At 70.2% G+C, this 21,772-nt stretch carries 14 protein-coding genes; 12 read left to right on the forward strand and 2 right to left on the reverse strand.

Features of this window, described 5'->3' with window-relative positions; genetic code table 11:
- Positions 1-55: 55 nt before the first annotated feature.
- Entirely contained in the window at positions 56-1,123 is a 1,068-nt protein-coding gene (locus tag ACZ601_RS11005; protein ID WP_469535747.1) for a LacI family DNA-binding transcriptional regulator, read from the reverse strand.
- A 416-nt stretch (positions 1,124-1,539) separates the two neighbouring features.
- Between ACZ601_RS11005 and ACZ601_RS11010 the strand changes: the two genes are divergently transcribed.
- From ACZ601_RS11010 to ACZ601_RS11030, 5 genes are all read left to right on the forward strand, one after another.
- Positions 1,540-2,817, forward strand: coding sequence for an extracellular solute-binding protein (locus ACZ601_RS11010; protein ID WP_469535749.1), 1,278 nt, complete (start codon positions 1,540-1,542; stop codon positions 2,815-2,817).
- 21 nt (positions 2,818-2,838) lie between these two features.
- On the forward strand, positions 2,839-3,858 hold the full coding sequence (locus tag ACZ601_RS11015; protein WP_469535751.1) for a carbohydrate ABC transporter permease: 1,020 nt from the start codon (positions 2,839-2,841) through the stop codon (positions 3,856-3,858).
- Positions 3,855-4,733, forward strand: a complete 879-nt coding sequence (locus ACZ601_RS11020) for a sugar ABC transporter permease (protein ID WP_469535753.1) — start codon at positions 3,855-3,857, stop codon at positions 4,731-4,733. The genes ACZ601_RS11015 and ACZ601_RS11020 overlap by 4 nt, the downstream gene beginning before the upstream one ends.
- Positions 4,734-4,854: 121 nt before the next feature.
- On the forward strand, positions 4,855-6,582 hold the full coding sequence (locus ACZ601_RS11025) for a glycoside hydrolase family 13 protein (RefSeq protein ID WP_469535757.1): 1,728 nt from the start codon (positions 4,855-4,857) through the stop codon (positions 6,580-6,582).
- Positions 6,567-7,637 carry a LacI family DNA-binding transcriptional regulator gene (locus ACZ601_RS11030; protein WP_469535760.1) on the forward strand — a complete coding sequence of 357 codons (1,071 nt, stop codon included), beginning with the start codon at positions 6,567-6,569 and terminating at the stop codon, positions 7,635-7,637. Before ACZ601_RS11025 ends, ACZ601_RS11030 begins: the two co-directional genes overlap by 16 nt.
- Before the next feature lie 17 nt (positions 7,638-7,654).
- Here the strand turns inward: ACZ601_RS11030 and ACZ601_RS11035 are convergent, their stop codons facing one another.
- Complete coding sequence (locus tag ACZ601_RS11035; protein WP_469536475.1) at positions 7,655-8,467, reverse strand: DUF8017 domain-containing protein; 813 nt, start codon at positions 8,465-8,467, stop codon at positions 7,655-7,657.
- A gap of 623 nt (positions 8,468-9,090) precedes the next feature.
- Between ACZ601_RS11035 and ACZ601_RS11040 the strand changes: the two genes are divergently transcribed.
- The 7 genes from ACZ601_RS11040 (at position 9,091) to ACZ601_RS11070 (ending at position 21,772) form a co-directional block, all read left to right on the forward strand.
- A complete protein-coding gene (locus ACZ601_RS11040; RefSeq protein ID WP_469535763.1) occupies positions 9,091-10,803 on the forward strand; it encodes a carbohydrate-binding module family 20 domain-containing protein in 1,713 nt (570 codons plus the stop codon).
- A gap of 102 nt (positions 10,804-10,905) precedes the next feature.
- Positions 10,906-16,230 carry a pullulanase-type alpha-1,6-glucosidase gene (gene pulA / locus ACZ601_RS11045; protein ID WP_469535765.1) on the forward strand — a complete coding sequence of 1,775 codons (5,325 nt, stop codon included), beginning with the start codon at positions 10,906-10,908 and terminating at the stop codon, positions 16,228-16,230.
- A 195-nt stretch (positions 16,231-16,425) separates the two neighbouring features.
- Positions 16,426-18,462 carry an ATP-binding protein gene (locus tag ACZ601_RS11050; protein WP_469535768.1) on the forward strand — a complete coding sequence of 679 codons (2,037 nt, stop codon included), beginning with the start codon at positions 16,426-16,428 and terminating at the stop codon, positions 18,460-18,462.
- Positions 18,463-18,541: 79 nt separating this feature from the next.
- Positions 18,542-19,126 (forward strand): DoxX family protein, encoded by a 585-nt coding sequence (locus tag ACZ601_RS11055; protein WP_469535770.1) that lies wholly within the window; start codon positions 18,542-18,544, stop codon positions 19,124-19,126.
- 202 nt (positions 19,127-19,328) lie between these two features.
- Positions 19,329-19,826 carry a hypothetical protein gene (locus tag ACZ601_RS11060; RefSeq protein ID WP_469535772.1) on the forward strand — a complete coding sequence of 166 codons (498 nt, stop codon included), beginning with the start codon at positions 19,329-19,331 and terminating at the stop codon, positions 19,824-19,826.
- 176 nt (positions 19,827-20,002) lie between these two features.
- The gene (locus tag ACZ601_RS11065; RefSeq protein WP_469535775.1) at positions 20,003-21,304 is read left to right on the forward strand and encodes an alpha/beta hydrolase; all 1,302 of its coding nucleotides are present in this window, start codon (positions 20,003-20,005) and stop codon (positions 21,302-21,304) included.
- A 117-nt stretch (positions 21,305-21,421) separates the two neighbouring features.
- Complete coding sequence (locus ACZ601_RS11070; protein ID WP_440576265.1) at positions 21,422-21,772, forward strand: 5-carboxymethyl-2-hydroxymuconate Delta-isomerase; 351 nt, start codon at positions 21,422-21,424, stop codon at positions 21,770-21,772.

A 21,772-nucleotide genomic window follows, 5' to 3' on the forward strand; every position in this document is an offset into this window, starting at 1 on the left:
TCGGGAGCGGCCCGCACGTCCTGCGGGCCGGCGGACTGCCCGCACGTCCTGCGGACTACGGGTGTGCGTGGGACCCTTGGACGGGCGGGGCGGGCGATACCGCGCCCGGACCGGGACCTGCGGCCGTCGAGCCGCGCACGACCAGCTCGGGCATGAAGACGAACTCGCTGTGCGGGGCGGGAGTGCCGCCGATCTCCTCCAGGAGCGTGCGCACCGCGGCCTGGCCCATCGCCGTCACCGGCTGCCGGATCGTGGTCAGCGGCGGATCGGTGAACGCTATGAGCGGGGAGTCGTCGTAACCGACCACCGACAGATCACGCGGCACGTCCCTGGAGAGCCTGCGAGCAGCACGGATGGCGCCCAGCGCCATCATGTCGCTCGCGCACACCACCGCCGTGCAGCCCCGCTCCATCAGCGCGGAGGCGGCCGCCTGGCCGCCCTCCAGCGTGTACAGGGAGTGCTGGATCAGCCCCTCCACCTCATCCGGAGTGAGGTTCAACTGCTCGCGCATCGTGGCGTGGAAGCCCTCGATCTTGCGGACCACGGGGACGAACCGCTTGGGCCCGACGGCCAGTCCGATCCGGGTGTGGCCCAGCGACACCAGGTGCGTCACCGCCAGCCGCATCGCGGCCCGGTCGTCCGGTGAGATGAACGGCGCCCGCACCTTGGGCGAGAAACCGTTTACCAGTACGAAGGGGACTCCCTGGGCGCGCAGTTGCTCGTAGCGCTGCATATCGGCCGAGGTGTCGGCGTGCAGCCCGGAGACGAAGATGATTCCCGAGACGCCTCGGTCGACCAGCATCTCGGTCAGCTCGTCCTCGGTGGAGCCGCCGGGGGTCTGGGTCGCCAGCACCGGGGTGTAGCCCTGCCGGGTCAGTGCCTGGCCGATGACCTGGGCGAGCGCCGGGAAGATGGGGTTCTCCAGCTCCGGCGTGATGAGGCCGACCAGACCCGCGCTGCGCCTGCGCAGCCGTACGGGCCGTTCGTAGCCCAGGACGTCGAGCGCGGCGAGGACGGATTCGCGGGTGGCAGCGGCAACCCCGGGCTTGCCGTTCAGTACACGGCTGACCGTCGCTTCGCTGACCCCCGCCTGAGTTGCGATATCGGCAAGCCGTGCGGTCATGGGACTGGACTGTACCGGGAGCGGGTCGGATTGCCCACCATGCACAGGATTCGGACGCCGGCGGCCGGGGGACCGGCCCGCGGCTCTGCCACCCGGCTCCTCCCGAGGTTCTCCCCGGCTGCTCACGCGGCACCTCCGGTCGAGCCCTTCGGCAATATCTTGCAACATCTTGCGGAGCTGTACTGCGGGCTGCGGTCAGATCGTCGCACTGCGGAATCAGGGGCGCTGGCCAGCCCCTGTCAGGGTTCATGGCCGCGCGTCAAGGGGCTTGACGGCAACCGTGAGGACACGCGAATGTAACGATCGCCGGAGCTTGCAGAAATCTTCCGCAAACTCTTTCGGCCTTCTTTCATCCTTGTTACGTTCACGTCGACCCGGCGCCGCGACGGAGCGGTACGGCAGTTGAAGGAGTTCAGATGCGACGTGGCATAACGGCCACCGCCTTGGTCGCGGCCCTGGCGCTCGCGGCGACCGCCTGCGGCAGCGACGACGACAGTTCCAACGGCACCTCCAAGAGCTCGGGCGAGCTCTCCGGCACCGTCACGTGGTGGGACACCTCCACGGCGGGCAGCGAGGACAAGGTCTTCAAGAAGATCGCCGAGGGCTTCGAGAAGGAGCACCCCAAGGTCGACGTCAAGTACGTCAACGTCCCCTTCGGTGACGCGCAGAACAAGTTCAAGAACGCCGCGCAGTCCGGCTCCGGCGCCCCCGACGTGATCCGCTCCGAGGTCGCGTGGACACCCGAGTTCGCCGACCTCGGCTACCTCGCCCCGCTGGACGGCACCCCCGCCCTCCAGAAGGCGGACGACTTCCTGAAGCAGGCCGCCGCGTCCACCAAGTACAAGGACAAGACGTACGCGGTGCCGCAGGTCATCGACTCCATGGGCATCTTCTACAACAAGAAGATCTTCAAGGACGCCGGCGTCCAGGTCCCCAAGACCGTCGACGAGCTGAAGACCGCGTCGAAGAAGATCAAGGACAAGACCGGCAAGACCGGCCTCTACCTGCGCGGCGACGACGCGTACTGGTTCCTGTCCTTCCTGTACGGCGAGGGCGGCGACATGGTCGACGCCTCCAACAAGTCCGTCACCATCGACAACCCGGCCGGCGTCAAGGCGATGAAGGTCGTCAAGGACCTCGTCGACTCCGGCGCCGCCAAGACCGACGCGACGGACGGCTGGGAGAACATGCAGGCGTCCTTCAAGGACGGCAAGGTCGCGATGATGATCAACGGCCCCTGGGCCGTCGCCGACACCTACACCGGCAAGGAGTTCAAGGACAAGGCCAACCTGGGCGTCGCCCCGGTCCCGGCCGGCTCCGCCGCGCAGGGCGCCCCGCAGGGCGGTCACAACCTCGCCGTCTACGCCGGTTCCAAGAACCTCGACGCCTCCTACGCCTTCGTCGACTACATGACCTCCGTCAAGACCCAGGCCCAGGTCACCAAGGAGCTCAACCTGCTGCCGACCCGCACCTCCGCCTACGCGCAGGAGAGCGTCGTCGACAACGAGATCGTCGGCTTCTTCAAGCCCGTCGTGGAGAGCGCCGTCGAGCGCCCCTGGATCCCGGAGACCGGCAGCCTCTTCGCGCCGCTCGTCACCGAGTACACGAAGGTCCTCACCGGACAGACCTCCCCGGAGAAGGCCGTCAAGACGACCGGCGACTCCTACCGCAAGCTCCTCAAGGGCTGGAAGTAACCCAGGAAGGCAGGCCGGCTGATGGCTGTCCACACCAGCCAGTCGGTGGCGAAGGCCGCGGGCGACGACACCGTCGCCCGCGGCCGGAGCCGCGGTACTGGCAACCCCACGCCCCCGGGCCGGATCCGGCGGGCGCTGTCGACCCACTGGTACGCCTGGACCATGGTCGCCCCGGTCGTCATCGTGATCGGCGTGATCATCGGGTACCCGCTGGTCCGCGGCATCTACCTGTCGATGACCGACGCCAACGAGCGCAACGTCGAACGGTCCATCGGTGTCAACCACATCCCCGCGACGTACGAGTTCGTGGGCCTGGACAACTACACCGACGTACTGAAGGGCAGCGAGTTCCTCGGCACGCTCGGCTGGACCCTGGTGTGGACGGTCTCCTGCGTGACCATCACCTTCGCCCTCGGCATGGGGCTCGCCAACATCCTCAACCGCCGGATCGCCGGGCGCTCCGCGTACCGGATGGCGCTCATCCTGCCCTGGGCCATCCCCGGCTTCGTCTCCGTCTTCGCCTGGCGCTTCCTCTACAACGAGGACCGCGGGCTGCTCAACAGGATCCTCTCGGGGAGCGGCTTCGACGCCATTCCGTGGCTCAACGACCCCACCTGGGCGAAGATCTCCGTCATCGCCGTCAACGTGTGGCTCGGTGTGCCGTTCATGATGGTCGCCCTCCTCGGCGGGCTCCAGTCCATCCCCAGCGAGCACTACGAGGCCGCCGAGATGGACGGCGCCACCGCCTGGCAGCGCTTCCGCCACATCACCCTGCCCGGACTGCGACCGGTCTCCACCACGGTGATCCTGCTCTCCACCATCTGGACCTTCAACATGTTCCCGGTGATCTTCCTGCTGACCGGCGGCGGACCCGGCGACGCCACCCAGATCCTGGTGACGCAGGCGTACAAGTTCTCCTTCGAGATCAGCCCGCGCGACTTCGCGCTCTCCTCCACCTGGGGCGTGCTGATCCTCGTACTCCTGATGCTCTTCGCCGCTGTGTACCGGCGAGTCCTCCGCACCCAGGGAGATGACTGGTGACCACGGCACCCACCCCCGCCGCGCGGCACTCCGCGTCCAAGGTCCGGCTGCGCGGCGAGCGTTCGCCGCTGGCCTCCACCGCACTGCACCTGACGCTGATCGTCGCGTCGGTCATCGCGGTCTTCCCCGTGCTCTGGGTCCTGCTCACCTCGCTGAAGCCCGCCCAGTTCGCGACCACCACGAACTTCTTCAAAGAGACGACGTTCGAGAACTACACACACCTGCTCCAGGACACGAAGTTCCTGACCTGGTTCGGCAACTCGGTGGTCGTCGCGGGGCTCACCACGCTCCTCGGCGTGATCGTCTCCGCCTCCACCGGCTACGCCGTCAGCCGGTTCCGCTTCCCCGGGAAGCGCGGACTGATGTGGACGCTGCTGATCACCCAGATGTTCCCGGTCGCCGTCCTCATCGTGCCGATCTACAACATCATGGCGACCATGGGACTGCTCAACAAGCCGGCCGGTCTCGTCATCACCTACCTCACCATCTCGGTGCCGTTCTGCGCCTGGATGATGAAGGGCTTCTTCGACACCATCCCGCGCGAGATCGACGAGTCGGGGCAGGTCGACGGCCTCACCCCGTTCGGCACGTTCTGGCGGCTCATCCTGCCGCTGGCCAAGCCCGGACTCGCCGTCACCGCGTTCTACTCCTTCATCACCGCCTGGGGCGAAGTGGCGTACGCCTCCGCCTTCATGGTCGGGGAGGACAACCTTACCCTCGCGGGCGGACTCCAGCTGTTCGTCAACCGCTACGGGGCGCAGTGGGGTCCGATGACCGCCGCGTCCGTGCTCATCGCGATACCCGCGGCCCTGGTCTTCCTGTTCGCGCAGAAGCACCTGGTCACCGGCATGTCCGCCGGAGCGGTCAAGGGCTGAGCCGAGAGGGTGCTGCCGTCCGCGCAGCACGACCGTACGACCCGCACGCACCAGTCACGGTGGCGCCGGCATCCCGACCCGGTCCCGGCGCCACTCCCCACCCAGACACCCCAGGGACGACATGACCCAGCACCTCGCTGCCCCCTCCACCGGCACGTCCGCCGACGCCCCGGGCCACCGCACCGGCTGGTGGCAGGACGCGGTGATCTACCAGGTCTATCCGCGCAGTTTCGCCGACGGCAACGGCGACGGCATGGGCGATCTCGCAGGCGTCACCGCCCGGCTCCCGTACCTCAGGGACCTCGGCGTCGACGCGGTGTGGCTCAGCCCCTTCTACGCCTCCCCGCAGGCCGACGCCGGGTACGACGTCGCCGACTACCGGGCCATCGACCCGATGTTCGGCACCCTGCTGGACGCCGACGCGCTGATCCGGGACGCCCATGAGCTGGGCCTGCGGATCATCGTCGACCTGGTGCCCAACCACTCCTCGGACCGGCACGAGTGGTTCAGGCGCGCGCTCGCGGAGGGCCCCGGCTCCGCCCTGCGCGACCGTTACCACTTCCGCCCCGGAAAGGGCACGGACGGCGAACTCCCGCCCAACGACTGGGAGTCCATCTTCGGCGGCCCGGCCTGGACCAGGACCACGGACCCGGACGGCACGCCCGGCGACTGGTACCTCCACCTCTTCGCGCCCGAGCAGCCCGACTTCAACTGGGAGCACCCGGCCGTCGCGGACGAGTTCCGCTCGATCCTGCGCTTCTGGCTCGACATGGGCGTCGACGGCTTCCGGGTCGACGTGGCGCACGGCCTCGTCAAGGCCGAGGGCCTGCCCGACCTGGGCACGCACGACCAGCTGAAGCTGCTGGGCAACGATGTCATGCCCTTCTTCGACCAGGACGGGGTGCATGCGGTCTACCGCAGCTGGCGCACCATCCTCGACGAGTACCCCGATGCAATGGGGCCCGAAGGGCCTTCGTCAGAGGGGCGGCGGCGGGCGACGGGCGGGCGGATCCTGGTGGCCGAGGCCTGGACCCCGACCGTCGAGCGCACCGCCAACTACGTGCGCCCCGACGAGATGCACCAGGCCTTCAACTTCCAGTACCTGGCCACCGCGTGGGACGCCGAGGCGCTCCGCGAGGTCATCGACACCTCGCTGAACGCGATGCGCCCGGTCGGCGCCCCCACCACCTGGGTGCTCTCCAACCACGACGTCACCCGGCACGCCACCCGGTTCGCCAACCCGCCAGGGCTCGGCACCCAGATCCGTACCGCCGGCGACCGCGAACTGGGCCTGCGCCGCGCCCGCGCGGCCACGCTGCTGATGCTGGCGCTGCCCGGCTCCGCCTACGTCTACCAGGGCGAGGAGCTCGGCCTGCCCGACGTCACGGAGCTGCCCGACGAGGCCCGCCAGGACCCGTCGTTCTTCCGGGCCGAGGGCCAGGACGGCTTCCGCGACGGCTGCCGGGTGCCGATCCCGTGGACCCGCGAGGGCAGCAGTCACGGCTTCGGCACGGGCGGCAGCTGGTTGCCGCAGCCCGTGGGCTGGGGCGAGCTGAGCATCGAGGCCCAGACCGGCGAGGCCGGCTCGACCCTGGAGCTCTACCGGTCCGCGATCGCCGCCCGCCGGGCGCACCCCGGACTCGGCGCGGGCACCGCGGTGGAGTGGCTGGACGCGCCGGAGGGCCTGCTGATCTTCGCCCGCCCCGGCTTCGTCTGCACCATCAACACCACGGACACCGCCGTCCGTATCCCCGTACGCGGCACCGTCCTGCTGTCCAGCGCCCCGGTCACCGCCGACGGCGCCGAGATCGAGCTCCCGGCCGACACCACGGTGTGGTGGACGGTGTGACGGTCCCCCCGCCCAGGGCCGGCAGCTCACTGAGGCTCTCCGACATCGCCGGACAGGCCTCGGTCAGCGAGGCGACCGTCAGCCGGGTGCTCAACGGCAAGCCGGGCGTCGCGGACACCACGCGTCAGCGGGTGCTCGCGGCGCTCGACATCCTCGGCTACGAACGCCCGGTACGGCTGCGGCAGCGCAGCGCCGGACTGATCGGACTGGTGACACCCGAACTCACCAACCCGATCTTCCCGGCGTTCGCGCAGTCCGTCGAACAGGTCCTGGCGGGCCACGGCTACACGCCGGTGCTCTGCACCCAGCTGCCCGGCGGCGCCACCGAGGACGAACTCGTCGAGCAGCTCGTCGAACGCGGCGTCGGCGGCATCGTCTTCCTCTCCGGACTGCACGCCGATACCTCGGCCGACCCGGCGCGCTACGCCGCGCTGACCGACCGGGGCGTCCCGTTCGTCCTGATCAACGGCTACAACGAACGGATCAGCGCCCCGTTCGTCTCGCCCGACGACACCGCCGCCGTCCGCATGGCCGTCGGCCACCTCGCGGAACTGGGCCACCGCAAGGTCGGCCTGGCGATCGGCCCGCAGCGCTACGTGCCCTCCCGCCGCAAACGCGACGGCTTCCTGGACGCGGCGGTGTCGCTCCTGGGGATGGACCGCTCGGAGGCCGAACTCCTCGTGTGCTCCACCCTGTTCAGCGTGGAGGGCGGCCAGGTGGCGGCCGGCGCCCTGCTCGACCGGGGCTGCACGGGCATCGTCTGCGGCAGCGACCTGATGGCACTCGGCGTGGTCCGCGCCGCCCGCGACCGTGGCCTCGCGGTGCCGCGCGACGTGTCCGTGGTCGGCTTCGACGACTCCCAGCTCATCGCGTTCACCGACCCCCCGCTGACCACGGTCCGCCAGCCCGTCCAGGCGATGGCGGCAGCGGCGGTGGGCGCCCTCCTGGAGGAGATAGCCGGCAGCCCCGTCCAGCGCACGGAGTACGTGTTCCAGCCGGAGCTGGTGGTACGGGGATCGACGGCGGCGGTGGCGTCGGGGGTGCGCGGGGGCTGACGTCGGCGCCGCGCCCCTCAGCCCTGCCCGTCGCCCTTCTTGAAGAGCCGTACGGTGCTGAGGATCTTGCGGATCGTGGTGTCGGGGACCTCGTCGGGCACTCCGTGGGCGCCGACGTAGGTCCAGGACACGAAGGCGCCTTTCGCGTTCTTGAAGGCGAACGTCACCGCCTTGCCGTCGCCGTCGCACTTGCCCTTCTTGGGCGTACCGGACGAGGTGACGGTCACGAGGCTGCCCTCGATGCCCGCCTTCGTGCGGTAGGACTCGGGCTCACCGATGGTCAGCCGGGTTCGGTCGGGCTGGGTGTAGGCGCCGTAGACCCAGTTCGTCGCGGTGTCCTTCGCGGCCGCCGCCGTGCTCTTCGAGCCCTTCTCCCCGGTGGTGCCCGTCGAGGCGAGCGGGGTGTCCTCCTCGGTGCCGCTCTTGTCGTCGTCGGAGGTGCACCACTTCTCCTTGAGCACCGCCGGGCCCATCATCGCGACGAGCGGTTTCTCCTCGGGGTCGTCGTCCTTCGCGACGTAGCTGACCCAGCTCGCGGACTGCCGTGCCCAGGAGGCCGGTACGTCGAACGTGATGCCGCGCTGGGCGTTCACCACGGTGTTCCAGCCGGGGACGAGGGGGCCGTTGCCGCCAGTCGCCGTCCGGTCGGTGCTGCCGGGGCTCGCCGAGGCCGATGCCTTCGGGTCGGCCTTGTCGCTCCCGCCGCCTCCGTTGTCGCGGAGCACCAGGAAGCCGGTGACCGCGCATGCCGCGACGACCACCGCGGAAGCGGTCACGACGGTGACGGTGGTCCGGTTCCGGGGGCGGCGGGGCGGTTCGGGGGTACCCATGCCGATCGTGGGGGCGGCGTGCCAGTCGGGGTTCGGCCGGCCGGACTGCGTGGGACCCGAACCGCCGTACGCGTTCGGGGAGTTCGGCTGTTCGGGGAGCGACTGCTGTCCTGGCCACATGGGGAGTCAGTCTAGTTGGCCCCGTTCGAGCCGTTGGAACGGCGTGTTCCCTGTCTGTAGAACGGTGTGTTCCCCGTCTGCAGAACGGCGTGTTCCCCGTCTGTCCGGCACACGCGGGAGAGCCCCCGAGATCGGCCCGGGGTGGGCCGGCGGGGAAGCGAGCTCGGGGCCCCTCCACGTCGTGACCGGCCCGGCCGGCCGGGCGCGTGGGGCCCGGGTAACGGGACCCCCGGCCGACCGGACCGGAGTCGGGAGAAACGTAACAGGGCTGCAATGTCTTGCGTAAGACCTTGCAGGAAGAAATCTGCGGTATTTCGTTGATGTGAGCAGGGCGTGAGCGGTTCGTGTCCAAAGGGTTGACCGGGTCCCGGTGGGCTCGTACGGTCTCCCCGCAGCAAGGTTTGCATTCTTGCAGCAAGAACCTTCAGGAGCCTTGAGGGCAGGGTGCGTTGCCGGACGAGGCTGAACCGTCACCCGCATTTCCCCCACCGCAGGAGGAAACAATGGCCAGCAGACCCCTGTCCGCCGCGCTCGCCCTGATAGCGGGCGCCGCCGCCCTCGTGGTCCCCGCCACGGACGCGCGGGCTTCCGCTCCGGGCACCAAGGACGTCACCGCGGTTCTCTTCGAGTGGAAGTTCGACTCCGTCGCCAAGGCGTGTACGGAGTCCCTCGGCCCGGCCGGTTACGGCTTCGTACAGGTCTCGCCGCCCCAGGAGCACATCCAGGGCGGGCAGTGGTGGACCTCGTATCAGCCGGTCAGCTACAAGATCGCCGGACGGCTCGGCGACCGTGCCTCGTTCGCCGCCATGGTCAGCGCCTGTCACAGCGCGGGCGTCAAGGTGGTGGCCGACTCGGTCATCAACCACATGTCGGCCGGCTCCGGCACGGGTACCGGTGGGTCCTCCTACAGCAAGTACGACTACCCCGGCCTGTACTCGGTCAACGACATGAACGACTGCCAGTCGCAGATCAGCAACTACGGCGACCGCGCCAACGTCCAGAACTGCGAACTCGTCGGCCTGGCCGACCTGGACACCGGCGAGGAGTACGTACGCGGCAGGATCGCCGGATACCTCAACGACCTGCTCTCGCTCGGCGTCGACGGCTTCCGCATCGACGCCGCCAAGCACATCCCCGCCGGGGACCTCGCCACCATCAAGTCCCGGCTGAGCGACCCCGGCGTCTACTGGAAGCAGGAGGCGATCTACGGGGCCGGTGAGGCCGTCTCGCCCGACGAGTACACCGGCACCGGGGACGTCCAGGAATTCCGTTACGCCCGCAGCCTGAAACAGGTCTTCAAGAACGAGAACCTCGCCAACCTCAAGAACTTCGGTGAGGGCTGGGGCTTCATGCCCTCGGCCAAGGCCGCGGTCTTCGTCGACAACCACGACACCGAGCGCGGCGGCGACACGCTGAGCTACAAGGACGGCGCCGACTACACGCTCGCCAGCGTGTTCATGCTGGCCTGGCCCTACGGCTCGCCCGACGTCCACTCCGGCTACGAGTGGTCCGACAAGGACGCCGGTCCGCCCAACGGCGGCACCGTGAACGCCTGTTACAGCGACGGCTGGAAGTGCCAGCACGCCTGGCGCGAGATCGCCTCCATGGTCGGCTTCCGCAACACCGCCCGAGGCGAGTCCGTCACGAACTGGTGGGACAACGGTGGCGATCAGATCGCCTTCGGCCGGGGCTCCAAGGCGTACGTCGCGATCAACCACGAGGGCTCCGCACTGTCCCGTACGTTCCAGACCTCGCTGCCCGCCGGTGACTACTGCGACATCCAGTCCGGCAACGGCGTCACCGTCGACAGCTCGGGCCGGTTCACCGCCACGCTCGGCGCCAACACGGCCCTCGCCCTCCAGACCGGCGCCCGCACCTGCTCCGGCGGCGGCACGGACCCGACCGACCCCGGTACGGGCACCTCCGGCGCCTCCTTCGGCGTCAACGCCACCACCCAGCTCGGCCAGAACATCTACGTGACCGGCGACCAAGCGGCCCTCGGCAACTGGAACCCCGGTGCCGCGCTGAAGCTCGACCCCGCCACGTACCCCGTCTGGAAGCTCGACGTGAGCCTGCCCGCCGGTACGTCCTTCGCGTACAAGTACGTCCGCAAGGACGCGAGCGGCAACGTCACCTGGGAGAGCGGTGCCAACCGCACGGCCACGGTGCCGGCCTCCGGCAAGGTCGCGCTGACCGGTGACGTCTGGCGCAGCTGAGGCCTCTGTGCGGGCCGCGCGGTCTCCGGCCGCGCTGTGTCCTCAATCGCCGGACGGGCTGGATCGCCCGTCCGGCTCCACACCCCTTCGAGGAGAACCCGAGTGATACGTCCGTCCCCGCGCGTGCCCGCGCGAAGAGCGGTGCCCGCCGTCGTCGTCGCCGCCCTGTGCGCGGCCCTCGTGCCCGCGCTGCCCGCCGTGGCGGCCAGGCCGCCCGCCGCGCCCTCGGACGCGAAGCTGGCCGCAGAGCCCGCCCGGCACGATCTGACCCGCGAGCAGTTCTACTTCGTGATGCCCGACCGGTTCGCCAACGGGGACACCGGCAACGACCGTGGCGGGCTGACCGGTTCGCGTCTGGAGACCGGGTACGACCCCACCGACAAGGGCTTCTACCAGGGCGGCGACCTCAAGGGGCTGACGAAGAGGCTCGACTACATCAAGGGGCTCGGCACCACCGCCATCTGGCTCGCGCCGATCTTCAAGAACCGGCCCGTCCAGGGCACCGGAAAGGACGCCTCGGCCGGGTACCACGGCTACTGGATCACCGACTTCACCCAGGTCGACCCGCACTTCGGCACCAACGCCGACCTGACGAAGCTGATCGACAAGGCCCACGGCAAGGGCATGAAGGTCTTCTTCGACGTCATCACCAACCACACCGCCGACACCGTCGACTACGCCGAGAAGACCTACGGGTACCGGCCCAAGGGCGCCTACCCGTACCTGGACCGGACCGGTCGGCCCTTCGACGACGCGGAGGGCATGGCGAAGACGGACGCCGACTCCTTCCCGTACAAGCCGGTCACCTCCGGCGGCAAGACACCGGCCTGGCTCAACGACCCGACGATGTACCACAACCGGGGCGACTCCACGTATGCCGGGGAGTCCACCACGTACGGCGACTTCTCCGGGCTCGACGACCTGTGGACCGAGCGGCCCGAGGTCGTCTCCGGGATGGAGAAGATCTACCAGAAGTGGGTCCGGGACCTCGATATCGACGGGTTCCGGATCGACACCGTCAAACACGTGGACATGGACTTCTGGACCCAGTGGGCCACCGCGCTCGACGCGTACGCGGCGAAGCACGGGCGCAAGGACTTCTTCATGTTCGGGGAGGTCTACTCCGCCGACACCTCGGTCACCTCGCCCTACGTCACCCAGGGGCGGCTGGACGCGACGCTCGACTTCCCGTTCCAGGAGGCGGCCCGCCAGTACGCCTCGCAGGGCGCCCCGGCCTCGAAGCTCGCCGCCGTCTTCGGCGACGACTACCGGTACACCACCGACAAGGCCAACGCCTACGAGCAGGTGACCTTCCTCGGCAACCACGACATGGGCCGCATCGGGACGTTCCTGAAGCAGGACAACCCGGAGGCCGGGGACGCGGAGCTGGTGAAGCGGGCCCGGCTGGCGAACGAGGTGATGTTCCTGAGCCGGGGCAACCCCGTCGTGTACTACGGCGACGAGCAGGGCTTCACCGGCGCCGGGGGCGACAAGGACGCCCGCCAGACCATGTTCGCCTCGAAGACCGCCGACTACCTCGACGACGACGAGCTGGGCACGGACCGGACGCACGCCTCCGACGCGTACGACACGAAGCACCCGCTCTACCGCACCATCGCCGCCCTCTCGAAGCTGACCCGGGACAACCCGGCGCTGCGGGACGGAGTGCAGACCGACCGGTACGCCGAGGGCTCCGTCTACGCCTTCTCCCGTACGGACCCGGCGCGCGGCGACGAGTACGTCGTGGCCACCAACAACGGCACGGCCGCGAAGACCGTCGAGCTGCCCACCGGGTCCGCCCGGATGGACTTCCGTACCCTGTACGGCGGTTCCGGTACGGTCCGCAGCGGCTCCGACAAGAAGATCACCGTCACCGTCCCGGCCCTCTCCAGCACCGTGCTCCGCGCCGCGAAGCCGCTGGGCGCCCCCGCCGCCGGGCCCACGGTCGCCCTGAAGGCCCCGGCCGCCGGAGCCACCGGCACCGTCGAGCTCACCGCCGATGTCAACGGCGGCTCCCTCGACCGGGTCGTCTTCGCCGCCCAGCAGGGCAACGGGAAGTGGACCACGCTCGGGTCCGCCGACCACGCCCCGTACAAGGTCACCCAGACCATCGACAGCGCGACCGCCGCCGGAACGCCGCTTCGGTACAAGGCCGTTGTGGTCGACCGCGCCGGGCGCACGGCGAGCGCCCTCGCCTCCTCCACCGCCGGTCAGGCACCGCCGCCCGCGAAGCCCGTCGCCGTCGAGCGCGACTACGCCGTCATCCACTACAAGCGCGCCGACGGTGACTACGACGGCTGGCAGGCCAGGTCCGGCGAGACCACCGCGGACTTCGCCGGGCGGGACGCCTACGGCGCGTTCGCCTGGATCAAGGTGCCGGAGGGCGCCGGCTCCGTCCCGTACACCGTCGAGAAGGCCGGGACCGCCGACGGGCCGCAGCGCACCGTAGAGCTCGCCGCGACCGGCCAGGTCTGGATCGCGCAGGGCGAGGACGGCCAGGCCGGCACCGCCCCCGACGGCGCCTACCCGCCCCAGGACACCGGCAAGGCCGTCCTGCACTACTACCGGGCCGACGGCGACTACGACGGCTGGGGGCTGCACACCTGGACCGGCGCCGCAGAGCCCACCGACTGGGCCAAGCCGCTCCAGCCGGTGAAGAAGGACGCCTCCGGCCTCACCTTCGAGGTCCCGCTGACCGAAGGGGCCACCTCGCTCAGCTACATCCTGCACCGGGGCGACGAGAAGGACCTGCCCACCGACCAGTCACTCGACATCGCGAGCCACGGCCACGAGGTCTGGATGCTCGGCGGCACGGCGGGATACCTGCTGCCGCAGACCGGCGGCGTCCCCGCCCCCGACCTCACCAAGGCCGAGGCGCAGTGGATCGACTCCGACACCGTCGTCTGGAAGGTGAAGGCCACAGAGGCCACCAGCCAGCAGCTCGTCTACGCGAAGGGCGGCGGGATCTCCGTCGTCGACGGAGCGCTCTCCGACGAGGGCCGGTGGCTGCGGCTCAGCCCGTCCGCGCTGACCGACGCGCAGCAGGCGAAGTACCCGCACCTCAAGGACTACCCGGCGTTCACCGTGGACGCCCGCGACCGGGACCGGGTCCGCGACGCCCTGCGCGGCCAGCTGATCGCCACCCAGCGCGCGGCGAACGGCGCCCTGCTCGCCGCCACCGGGGTACAGAGCGCGGGCGTGCTCGACGACCTCTACGGGAAGCGGGCGAGCGGCGCCGCGCTCGGACCGGTCTTCCGGCACGGCGCGCCCACCCTCTCCGTCTGGGCGCCCACCGCCCGTACCGTCTCGCTCGAACTCGACGGCAAGGCGGTACCGATGCGGCGCGACGACCGCACCGGCGTCTGGTCCGTCACCGGGAAGAAGAACTGGACCGGCAAGCCCTACCGGTACGTCGTGAACGTCTGGGCGCCCACCGTCCGGAAGATGGTCACCAACAAGGTCACCGACCCGTACTCCACCGCCCTGACCACCGACTCCGCCCGCAGCCTCGTCGTCGACCTCGACGACACGAAGCTCGCCCCCAAGGGCTGGAGCACCCTGCGCAAGCCCGCCGCCGTACCGCTGCGCGACGCCCAGATCCAGGAGCTCCAGATCCGCGACTTCTCCATCGCGGACCCCACCTCCAAGCACCCCGGCGAGTACCTCGCCTTCACCGACACCCGCTCCGACGGGATGAAGCACCTCAAGCAGCTCGCCGACTCCGGCACCAGCTACGTCCACCTGCTGCCCGCCTTCGACATCGGCACCATCCCCGAGAAGAAGAAGGATCAGGCCAAGCCGGCCTGCGAGCTGTCCGTCTACGCCCCCGACTCCGCGGAGCAGCAGGCCTGCGTGGCGAAGGCCGCCGCGAAGGACGGCTTCAACTGGGGCTACGACCCGCTGCACTACACCGTTCCGGAGGGTTCGTACGCCTCGGACCCGGACGGCACCCGGCGCACGGTCGAGTTCCGGCAGATGGTGCAGGGGCTCAACGGTGCCGGTCTGCGGACCGTCATGGACGTCGTCTACAACCACACCGTCGCCTCCGGCCAGGACGGCAAATCCGTCCTCGACCGGATCGTGCCCGGCTACTACCAGCGGCTCCTGGAGGACGGCACCGTCGCCACCTCCACCTGCTGCGCCAACACCGCGCCCGAGAACACCATGATGGGCAAGCTCGTCGTCGACTCGATCGTCACCTGGGCCAAGGAGTACAAGGTCGACGGCTTCCGCTTCGACCTGATGGGACACCACCCCAAGGCCAACATCCTGGCCGTCCGCAAGGCCCTCGACGCCCTGACGACCGCCAAGGACGGCGTCGACGGGAAGAAGATCATCCTGTACGGGGAGGGCTGGAACTTCGGTGAGATCGCCGACGACGCCCGCTTCGTCCAGGCCACCCAGAAGAACATGGCCGGCACTGGCATCGCCACCTTCTCCGACCGGGCCCGCGACGCCGTGCGCGGCGGCTCCCCGTTCGACGAGGACCCCGGCGTGCAGGGCTTCGCCACCGGCCTCTACACCGACCCCAACACCTCCACCCACAACGGGACGAAGGCCGAGCAGAAGGCCCGGCTGCTGCACTACCAGGACCTGATCAAGGTCGGGCTCACCGGCAGCCTCGCCGGGTACACCTTCACCGACAGCTCCGGCGCCACGGTCAAGGGCTCCGACATCGACTACAACGGGGCCCCGGCTGGATACGCCGCCGCCCCCGGTGACGCGCTGGCCTACGCCGACGCCCACGACAACGAAACGCTCTACGACACCCTCGCCTTCAAGCTCCCGGCGGACACCCCGGCCGCCGACCGGGCCCGTATGCAGGTCCTGGCCATGGCGACGGCCACCCTCTCGCAGGGCCCCTCGCTCTCCCAGGCGGGCACCGACCTGCTGCGCTCCAAGTCGCTGGACCGCAACTCCTTCGACAGCGGCGACTGGTTCAACGCCCTGCACTGGGACTGCCGCGCGGGCAACGGCTTCGGCAGGGGACTGCCGCCCGCCGCCGACAACGAGGCCAAGTGGCTGTACGCCAAGCCGCTGTTGACCAACCCGTCGGTCAGCCCCGGCTGCGCGGCGATCAACGGCGCCTCGGCCGCGTACCGGGACCTGCTCACCATCCGCGCCACCGAGAAGGATTTCGGCCTCTCCACGGCCGGGCAGGTGCAGTCCGCGCTCTCCTTCCCGCTCTCCGGCAGGAACGAGACCCCGGGAGTGATCACCATGCGGCTCGGGAAGCTGCTGGTCGTCCTCAACGCCACCCCCGGCACCACCACCCAGAAGGTCACCGCCCTGGCGGGCCGGAACTACGCCCTGCACCCCGTCCAGGCGGCGGGCGCGGATAATACCGTCAAGAAGGCCACCTACGGGCGGAGTTCAGGAAGTTTCACCGTTCCGGGACGCACAGTGGCGGTGTTCTCGGCACGCTGACCGGAACAGGTCTACCGTGAGGCCAGCCGCCGGGGAGAGTCGCAACCTCACACTCCCGGGCGACCCCTCCCCAACTCCACCCGGCCGGTCCCGGCCCCGAACCCGTACGCACCGCCAGCCGCGCCGTCGGCCCCGGTGCCGTACCGGGCCCGGGGGCCGGGCACCGGCCTCTCCACCTGTTCAGCGACGGTGACGATGGTGAGCTACATCCCCGAGGAGAGCACGAGCTTCGTCGGACGGAAGACGGAGCTGGGCCGGATCGAGCACGCCCTCGCCACCCGTCGGCTGACCACGCTCACCGGCTCCGGCGGCGTCGGCAAGACCCGACTCGCGGTCCGCGCGGCCGGCCGCGCCGAGCCCGGATTCCGCGACGGCGTCTGGTGGGCCGACCTCGCCCCGCTGCACGACGACGGACTGCTCCTGGCCACCGTCTCCGACGCGGTCGGGCTCAGCGACCACACCCTGCGGATGCCCATGGACGTCCTCTGCGAGTGGCTCGCGGACAAGCGGCTGCTGCTCGTCCTGGACTCCTGCGAACATCTGCGCCCCGCCTGCGCCCACCTCCTCGGGGAGATCCTCACCACCTCACCCGGGCTCACCGTGCTCGCCACCAGCAGACAGCCCCTCGGCATCAAGGGCGAACAGCTCGTCGAGGTGGACCCGCTGCCCGTCGACGGCGCGGCCGACGCCCTCGAACTGTTCAGGGCCCGGGTCGCCGCGGCCGCCCCGGACACCCGGTTCGACGAACCGGGCACCGCGGAGGCGGCCGCCGAGATCTGCCGACGGCTGGAAGGCATCCCGCTCGCCATCGAACTGGCGGCGGCGGGCACCGGCAGGCACACCGTCGAGCAGATCGCGCTGCGCATCGGCTCCCGCCTCGACCTGCTCGCCGACGACTCGATCCGCCCGCAGCGCCACCGCACCCTGCGCACCACCATCGGCTGGAGCCACGAGCTGTGCACCCCGCTGGAACGGCTGCTCTGGGCACGCGCCACCGTGCTGCGCGGCGACTTCGACGAGGCGACCGCCCGCGAGGTCTGCGCCGGGGGACCGCTCACCGGGGACGGAGTGGCCACGGCGCTGCGCGGACTGGTGGCCAAATCGGTCGTCGTGCGCGACGGCACCCGCCACCGGATGCTGGACACCATCCGCGAGTACGGCCGGATGTGGCTCGCCGAACTCGGGGAGGAGCGCGCCGCGGCCGACCGGCACGCCGCCTGCTTCCTGCAACTGGCCCGCAGCGCCCACGCGGGCTGGACCGGCGACGACCAGATCAGCTGGTACCACCGCATCGCTGACACCCACGCCGACCTGTGCGCGGCCCTGGACCACCTGCTCACCCACGACACCGCCGCTGCCCAGGAGATGGCCGGCCGGATCGGCTTCTTCTGGTGCTGCTGCGGCCACCTGCCGCAGACCCGCGACTACGCCCAGCGCGCCCTGGACGTCGGCCCGGCACAGGGCCCGCACCGCACCCGGGCCCTGTGGGTGCTCGGCATCTGCGTGATGCTCCAGGGCGACTACCCGGCCGCCGAGCGGATCGGCAGGGAATGCGTACGGGCGGCCGCGGAGGACGGCTCCGACGAGGGCGTCCTCGCCGCCGCGTACCTGCGCGGCCTCACCCATCTGATGGTCGGCCGGCCCGAACTGAGCCTGCGCGAGGTGGACCGGGTGCTGCGCAGCACGGAGGCCGGCACCCCGCTCGAATCGACCTACCGGCTGCGCTGCCACCTGATCACCGTGTTCGCCCTCACCGGCCTCGGCCGGCTGGACGAGGCGGCCGAGGCGGCGGTCGTCCTGCGCGCGGCCTGCGAGGCCATGGACGAGTGCTGGACCCGCAGTTACGTCGACTACCAGCTCGCGCTGATCGCGCTCCTCCAGGGCCGGGCAGACGCGGCCGCCGCGCACGCCCGGTCCATGCTCTCCGGCAAGCACCGGCTCCGCGACAGCTTCGGCATCGCGCTCGGCCTGGACATCCTGGCCGCCGCGGTCGCCGCCCAGGGCGAGGGTGCCCACGCCGCCCGGGTGTACGGCACCGGGCAGCTCTACTGGCGGATGGTCGGCCACCCGCAGCGCGGCACCCCGGAGCTGGGCCCGCTGCGCGAGGCCTGCGAACGCCAGGCCCGCGAAGCCGTCGGTGACGCCGCCTACCAGCGGGCCTTCGACCGGGGCCGGGCGGACAGCGCGGAAGCGGGCCTCGCGCTCGCCCTCCACGGGGAGCTGCTCACTTAGAGGTCCCCCGTACCCGTTCCTGGAAGTCGACGCCATATGACCATGTATGCCGCCTGTTTGCACGGGCAGACGAAGACGCATGGCTGTACTGAGAAGAATCGCCCGCCCGCTGCTGGCCGCCCCGTTCGTCGCCGAGGCGGGGCACGCGCTGCGCAGCCCACGCCCCCTCGCGACCGGCACCGCCTCCCGGGCCCAGCAGTTCGGCGTCACCGTTGACGACCCGCTGAGACTGGTCCGGCTCAACGCCGCCGTCCAGATCGTCGCGGGCGGGGCGCTCGCGCTGGGCCGCTTTCCCCGTTCCGCCTCGCTGGTCCTGGCCGCGAGCCTCGTGCCGACCACCCTTGCCGAGCACGCGTGGTGGAAGGAGAAGGACCCGGAACTGCGTAAGAACGAGCAGTTCCACTTCGCCCGCCGCGTCGGCCTGTTCGGCGCGCTGCTGCTCTCCGCCGCCGATACCCACGGCAAACCGTCGACGGCCTACCGCGCCCGGACAGCGGCGCACACCAGCCGGAAGAGGGCCCACAGAGCCACGGCCAAGGCGGGCGGGCACCTCCACTCGGCGATCGAAACGGTGGGCGCGAGCATGTCCGACGCCGCGAGCGGAGCCGGCCGGGCGGTGAACTCCGCCGCCGAGTCCGCACGCACGATGCTGCCCGGCCAGTAGGACGGGGGACGCGGGACGGGCCGGAGGGGTTCCTCACGGACCGGTCTTCCGCCCACCCCGTCTGATCTGCGCGTTGAGGGGCAGGAGAGGCTACGCAGCAGTGGTGGGCGGGCCAACGGGCCCGCCCCGGCGGCGCCCCGGGCAGGTTCGTCAACCGAACGGGCCCGTGAACCGCACCGACGCCGAAGGAAGGTCACTACCGATGTCTCCTGTGACGGAGCAATGGGCCGATGAACTCACCACCCACTTCGCCCTCGGTGAAGAACCCTCCGCCGTACGGGCAGCGGCGGTCTACTCGGCCGAATCAGGATTCTTCGCCGTGGCAGGCCGCGGCGGAGAGGACGGCCGACCGCACTTCGCCCCTGCGGAGGGGACCGGCGCACAACCGGGTTCAGACGCTTTCGCCCCCCGTCTCGAAGCCCTGTGGACGGGCGGCGCGGAACACGCGCCTCCGCCGCTCCTCCACCTCGGTGAGGTCGTGTGGCGCCGCGAGAGCCTGGAGCAGGTCGCAGACGCGGTGACCGGTACCGAACTCGACCTGATGCTGCTTCGTGAGGGAGACCGGAGCATGTGGGTCGTACGGACCCGCAAGGGCATCTGCATCTTCGCGCTGGTCGACGGGGCCAACGAGGGCCACGTTGCCGAAGCCCGCTCGTTCGCTCTCGACTTCGACTCCTTCCTGGTCGGCCAGGGGTACTGATCGGGGAGACCGGAGGCCGCATCAGCGGGAAACAGGAATCTGACAGCTTGCTGACATCCTCTCCGTACCCTCCACCCATGCGATATCCCGCCCACGACGGTCGCTGACCGACCGGGCCCGGCGGGTCACCAGCCATCGCAACTATCGAATCTACGATCCGCATGGGTGAGGCCGATATGAGACATGGACGCACAGGGCGTGCGAGGCTGCTGCTGTTTGCGGCGCCCGTAACAGCCTGCGCTGTCACCTTCACCTCGACAGAGGCGTTCGCCGCCGCCGGCGAGTCCCGTACTCAGCCCGCGCGGCACGGGGTGAGCGAGGTGCGTTACGACCTGGGCGACAAGGCCTTCCCGCCGCCCAAGTCCTCCGGATACGTGGGCGACAACGAGCTGAACGGGGCTGTTTACTACCCCGACGACATCTCCTCCGGCACCCACCCGCTGATCATGATCGAGCATGGATTCTGGGACACCTGCGCCGATGCCGACGCCGCCAGGTCACTCGCCGCCGCGCAGGCCGCGCTGGCGAAGGACGAGCAGAGCGGTGACACGGCCGACGGGGCGAAGCAGGAGGCGATCATCGAGGCCGCCTCGGAGCGGCTGTCGGCATGGCCGTGCGCACCCGGGGTGCGGCAGATTCCCAGCTATCTCGGATACGACTACCTGGGCCGTGATTTGGCGAGCCGGGGGTTCGTCGTCGTCTCCATCGGGGCGAACGGCATCAACTCGACGTCCGGAGGCCAGGCCGACACGGTCTATCAGGAGCGCGCGGCACTGATCAACGCCCAGTTGCGCATGTGGCGGACATTGTCGTCGACGGGCGGGGGGCCGCTGCGTGGCAGCCTCGTCGACGCCAGGTCCGGACGTCCGTCACCGGTGAACTTCAAGAACCATGTGGACGTGCGGAACGTCGGGCTGGTGGGGCACTCCATGGGCGGCGGCGGAGTGATGCAGGAGATCGCCGACAGCAGCCGTGCCACGTGGCCCGAAGGCGTGTCCATCAAGGCCGCGTTCGCTCTCGCGCCCACCGCCACCTGGGACGTCGCACCCATCACCAAGACGCCGTTCGCGGTGATGTGGGGCACGTGTGACCAGGTGAACACCGGAGAGTTCTTCGACTGGAACAAGGACCACAACAGTGCGCCGATAGCCCAGTACACGGTGCGCGGCGGTGTTCACGACTTCTACAACAAGCAGTGGTCGCCCAGCAGCGGCCAGGTCAGCGCACATGACGACGCCGTGCCCGGCAGCAAGCCGGGCACCTGCGAGTCCCAGTTCCCCGGAGCCACCGCCCCCGGAACCGATCAGAGGGAACTCTCGGAGCAGCGGCAGCGCCGGATCACCAAGGACTACGTGGGCGCCTATTTCGCCGCCCACCTGCTCGGCCGGACGCGGTATGAGCCCTACCTGACCGGAGAGAAGTCGTTCCCCGGGACGGGCGGTGTCGTCAGTACCCGCTTCGACGGGGGCGTCAACTGAGCCCTTCGCACGCCGAACCGCTCACCCAGTGATTCCCGCTTGTGCGAGTTCCCCGGGGCGGGAAAGGGTGGGGGCGTACCGTCCCTTCCCCTTCCCGCCCCGCCCAGGAGCCCCGCCATGCCGCAGATCACCGTCGACTACTCCGCCGCGCTCGACGACACCTTCGACCGGGCCGGCTTCACCGGCGCACTGCACCCGCTGATCGCCGAGACGGTGGCCACCAAGATCACCGCCTGCAAGACCCGCTTCCGCCGGGTCGAGGAGACCGCGGTGGCGGACGCGCCGGACGGTGACGCCCTCGTGCACATCGAGATCGCGCTGCTGGCCGGCCGCACCCCGGAGACCAAGGCCCGGCTCACCGAATCGGTGCTGGAGCTGCTGGCCGCCCGTATCCGGCCGGCCGAAGGGCTGGCTCTGCACCTCTCGGCCGAGACCCGCGATCTCGACCCCTCCTACCGCAGCGCCTGA

This window comes from Streptomyces sp. NPDC104307 (assembly GCF_055584045.1).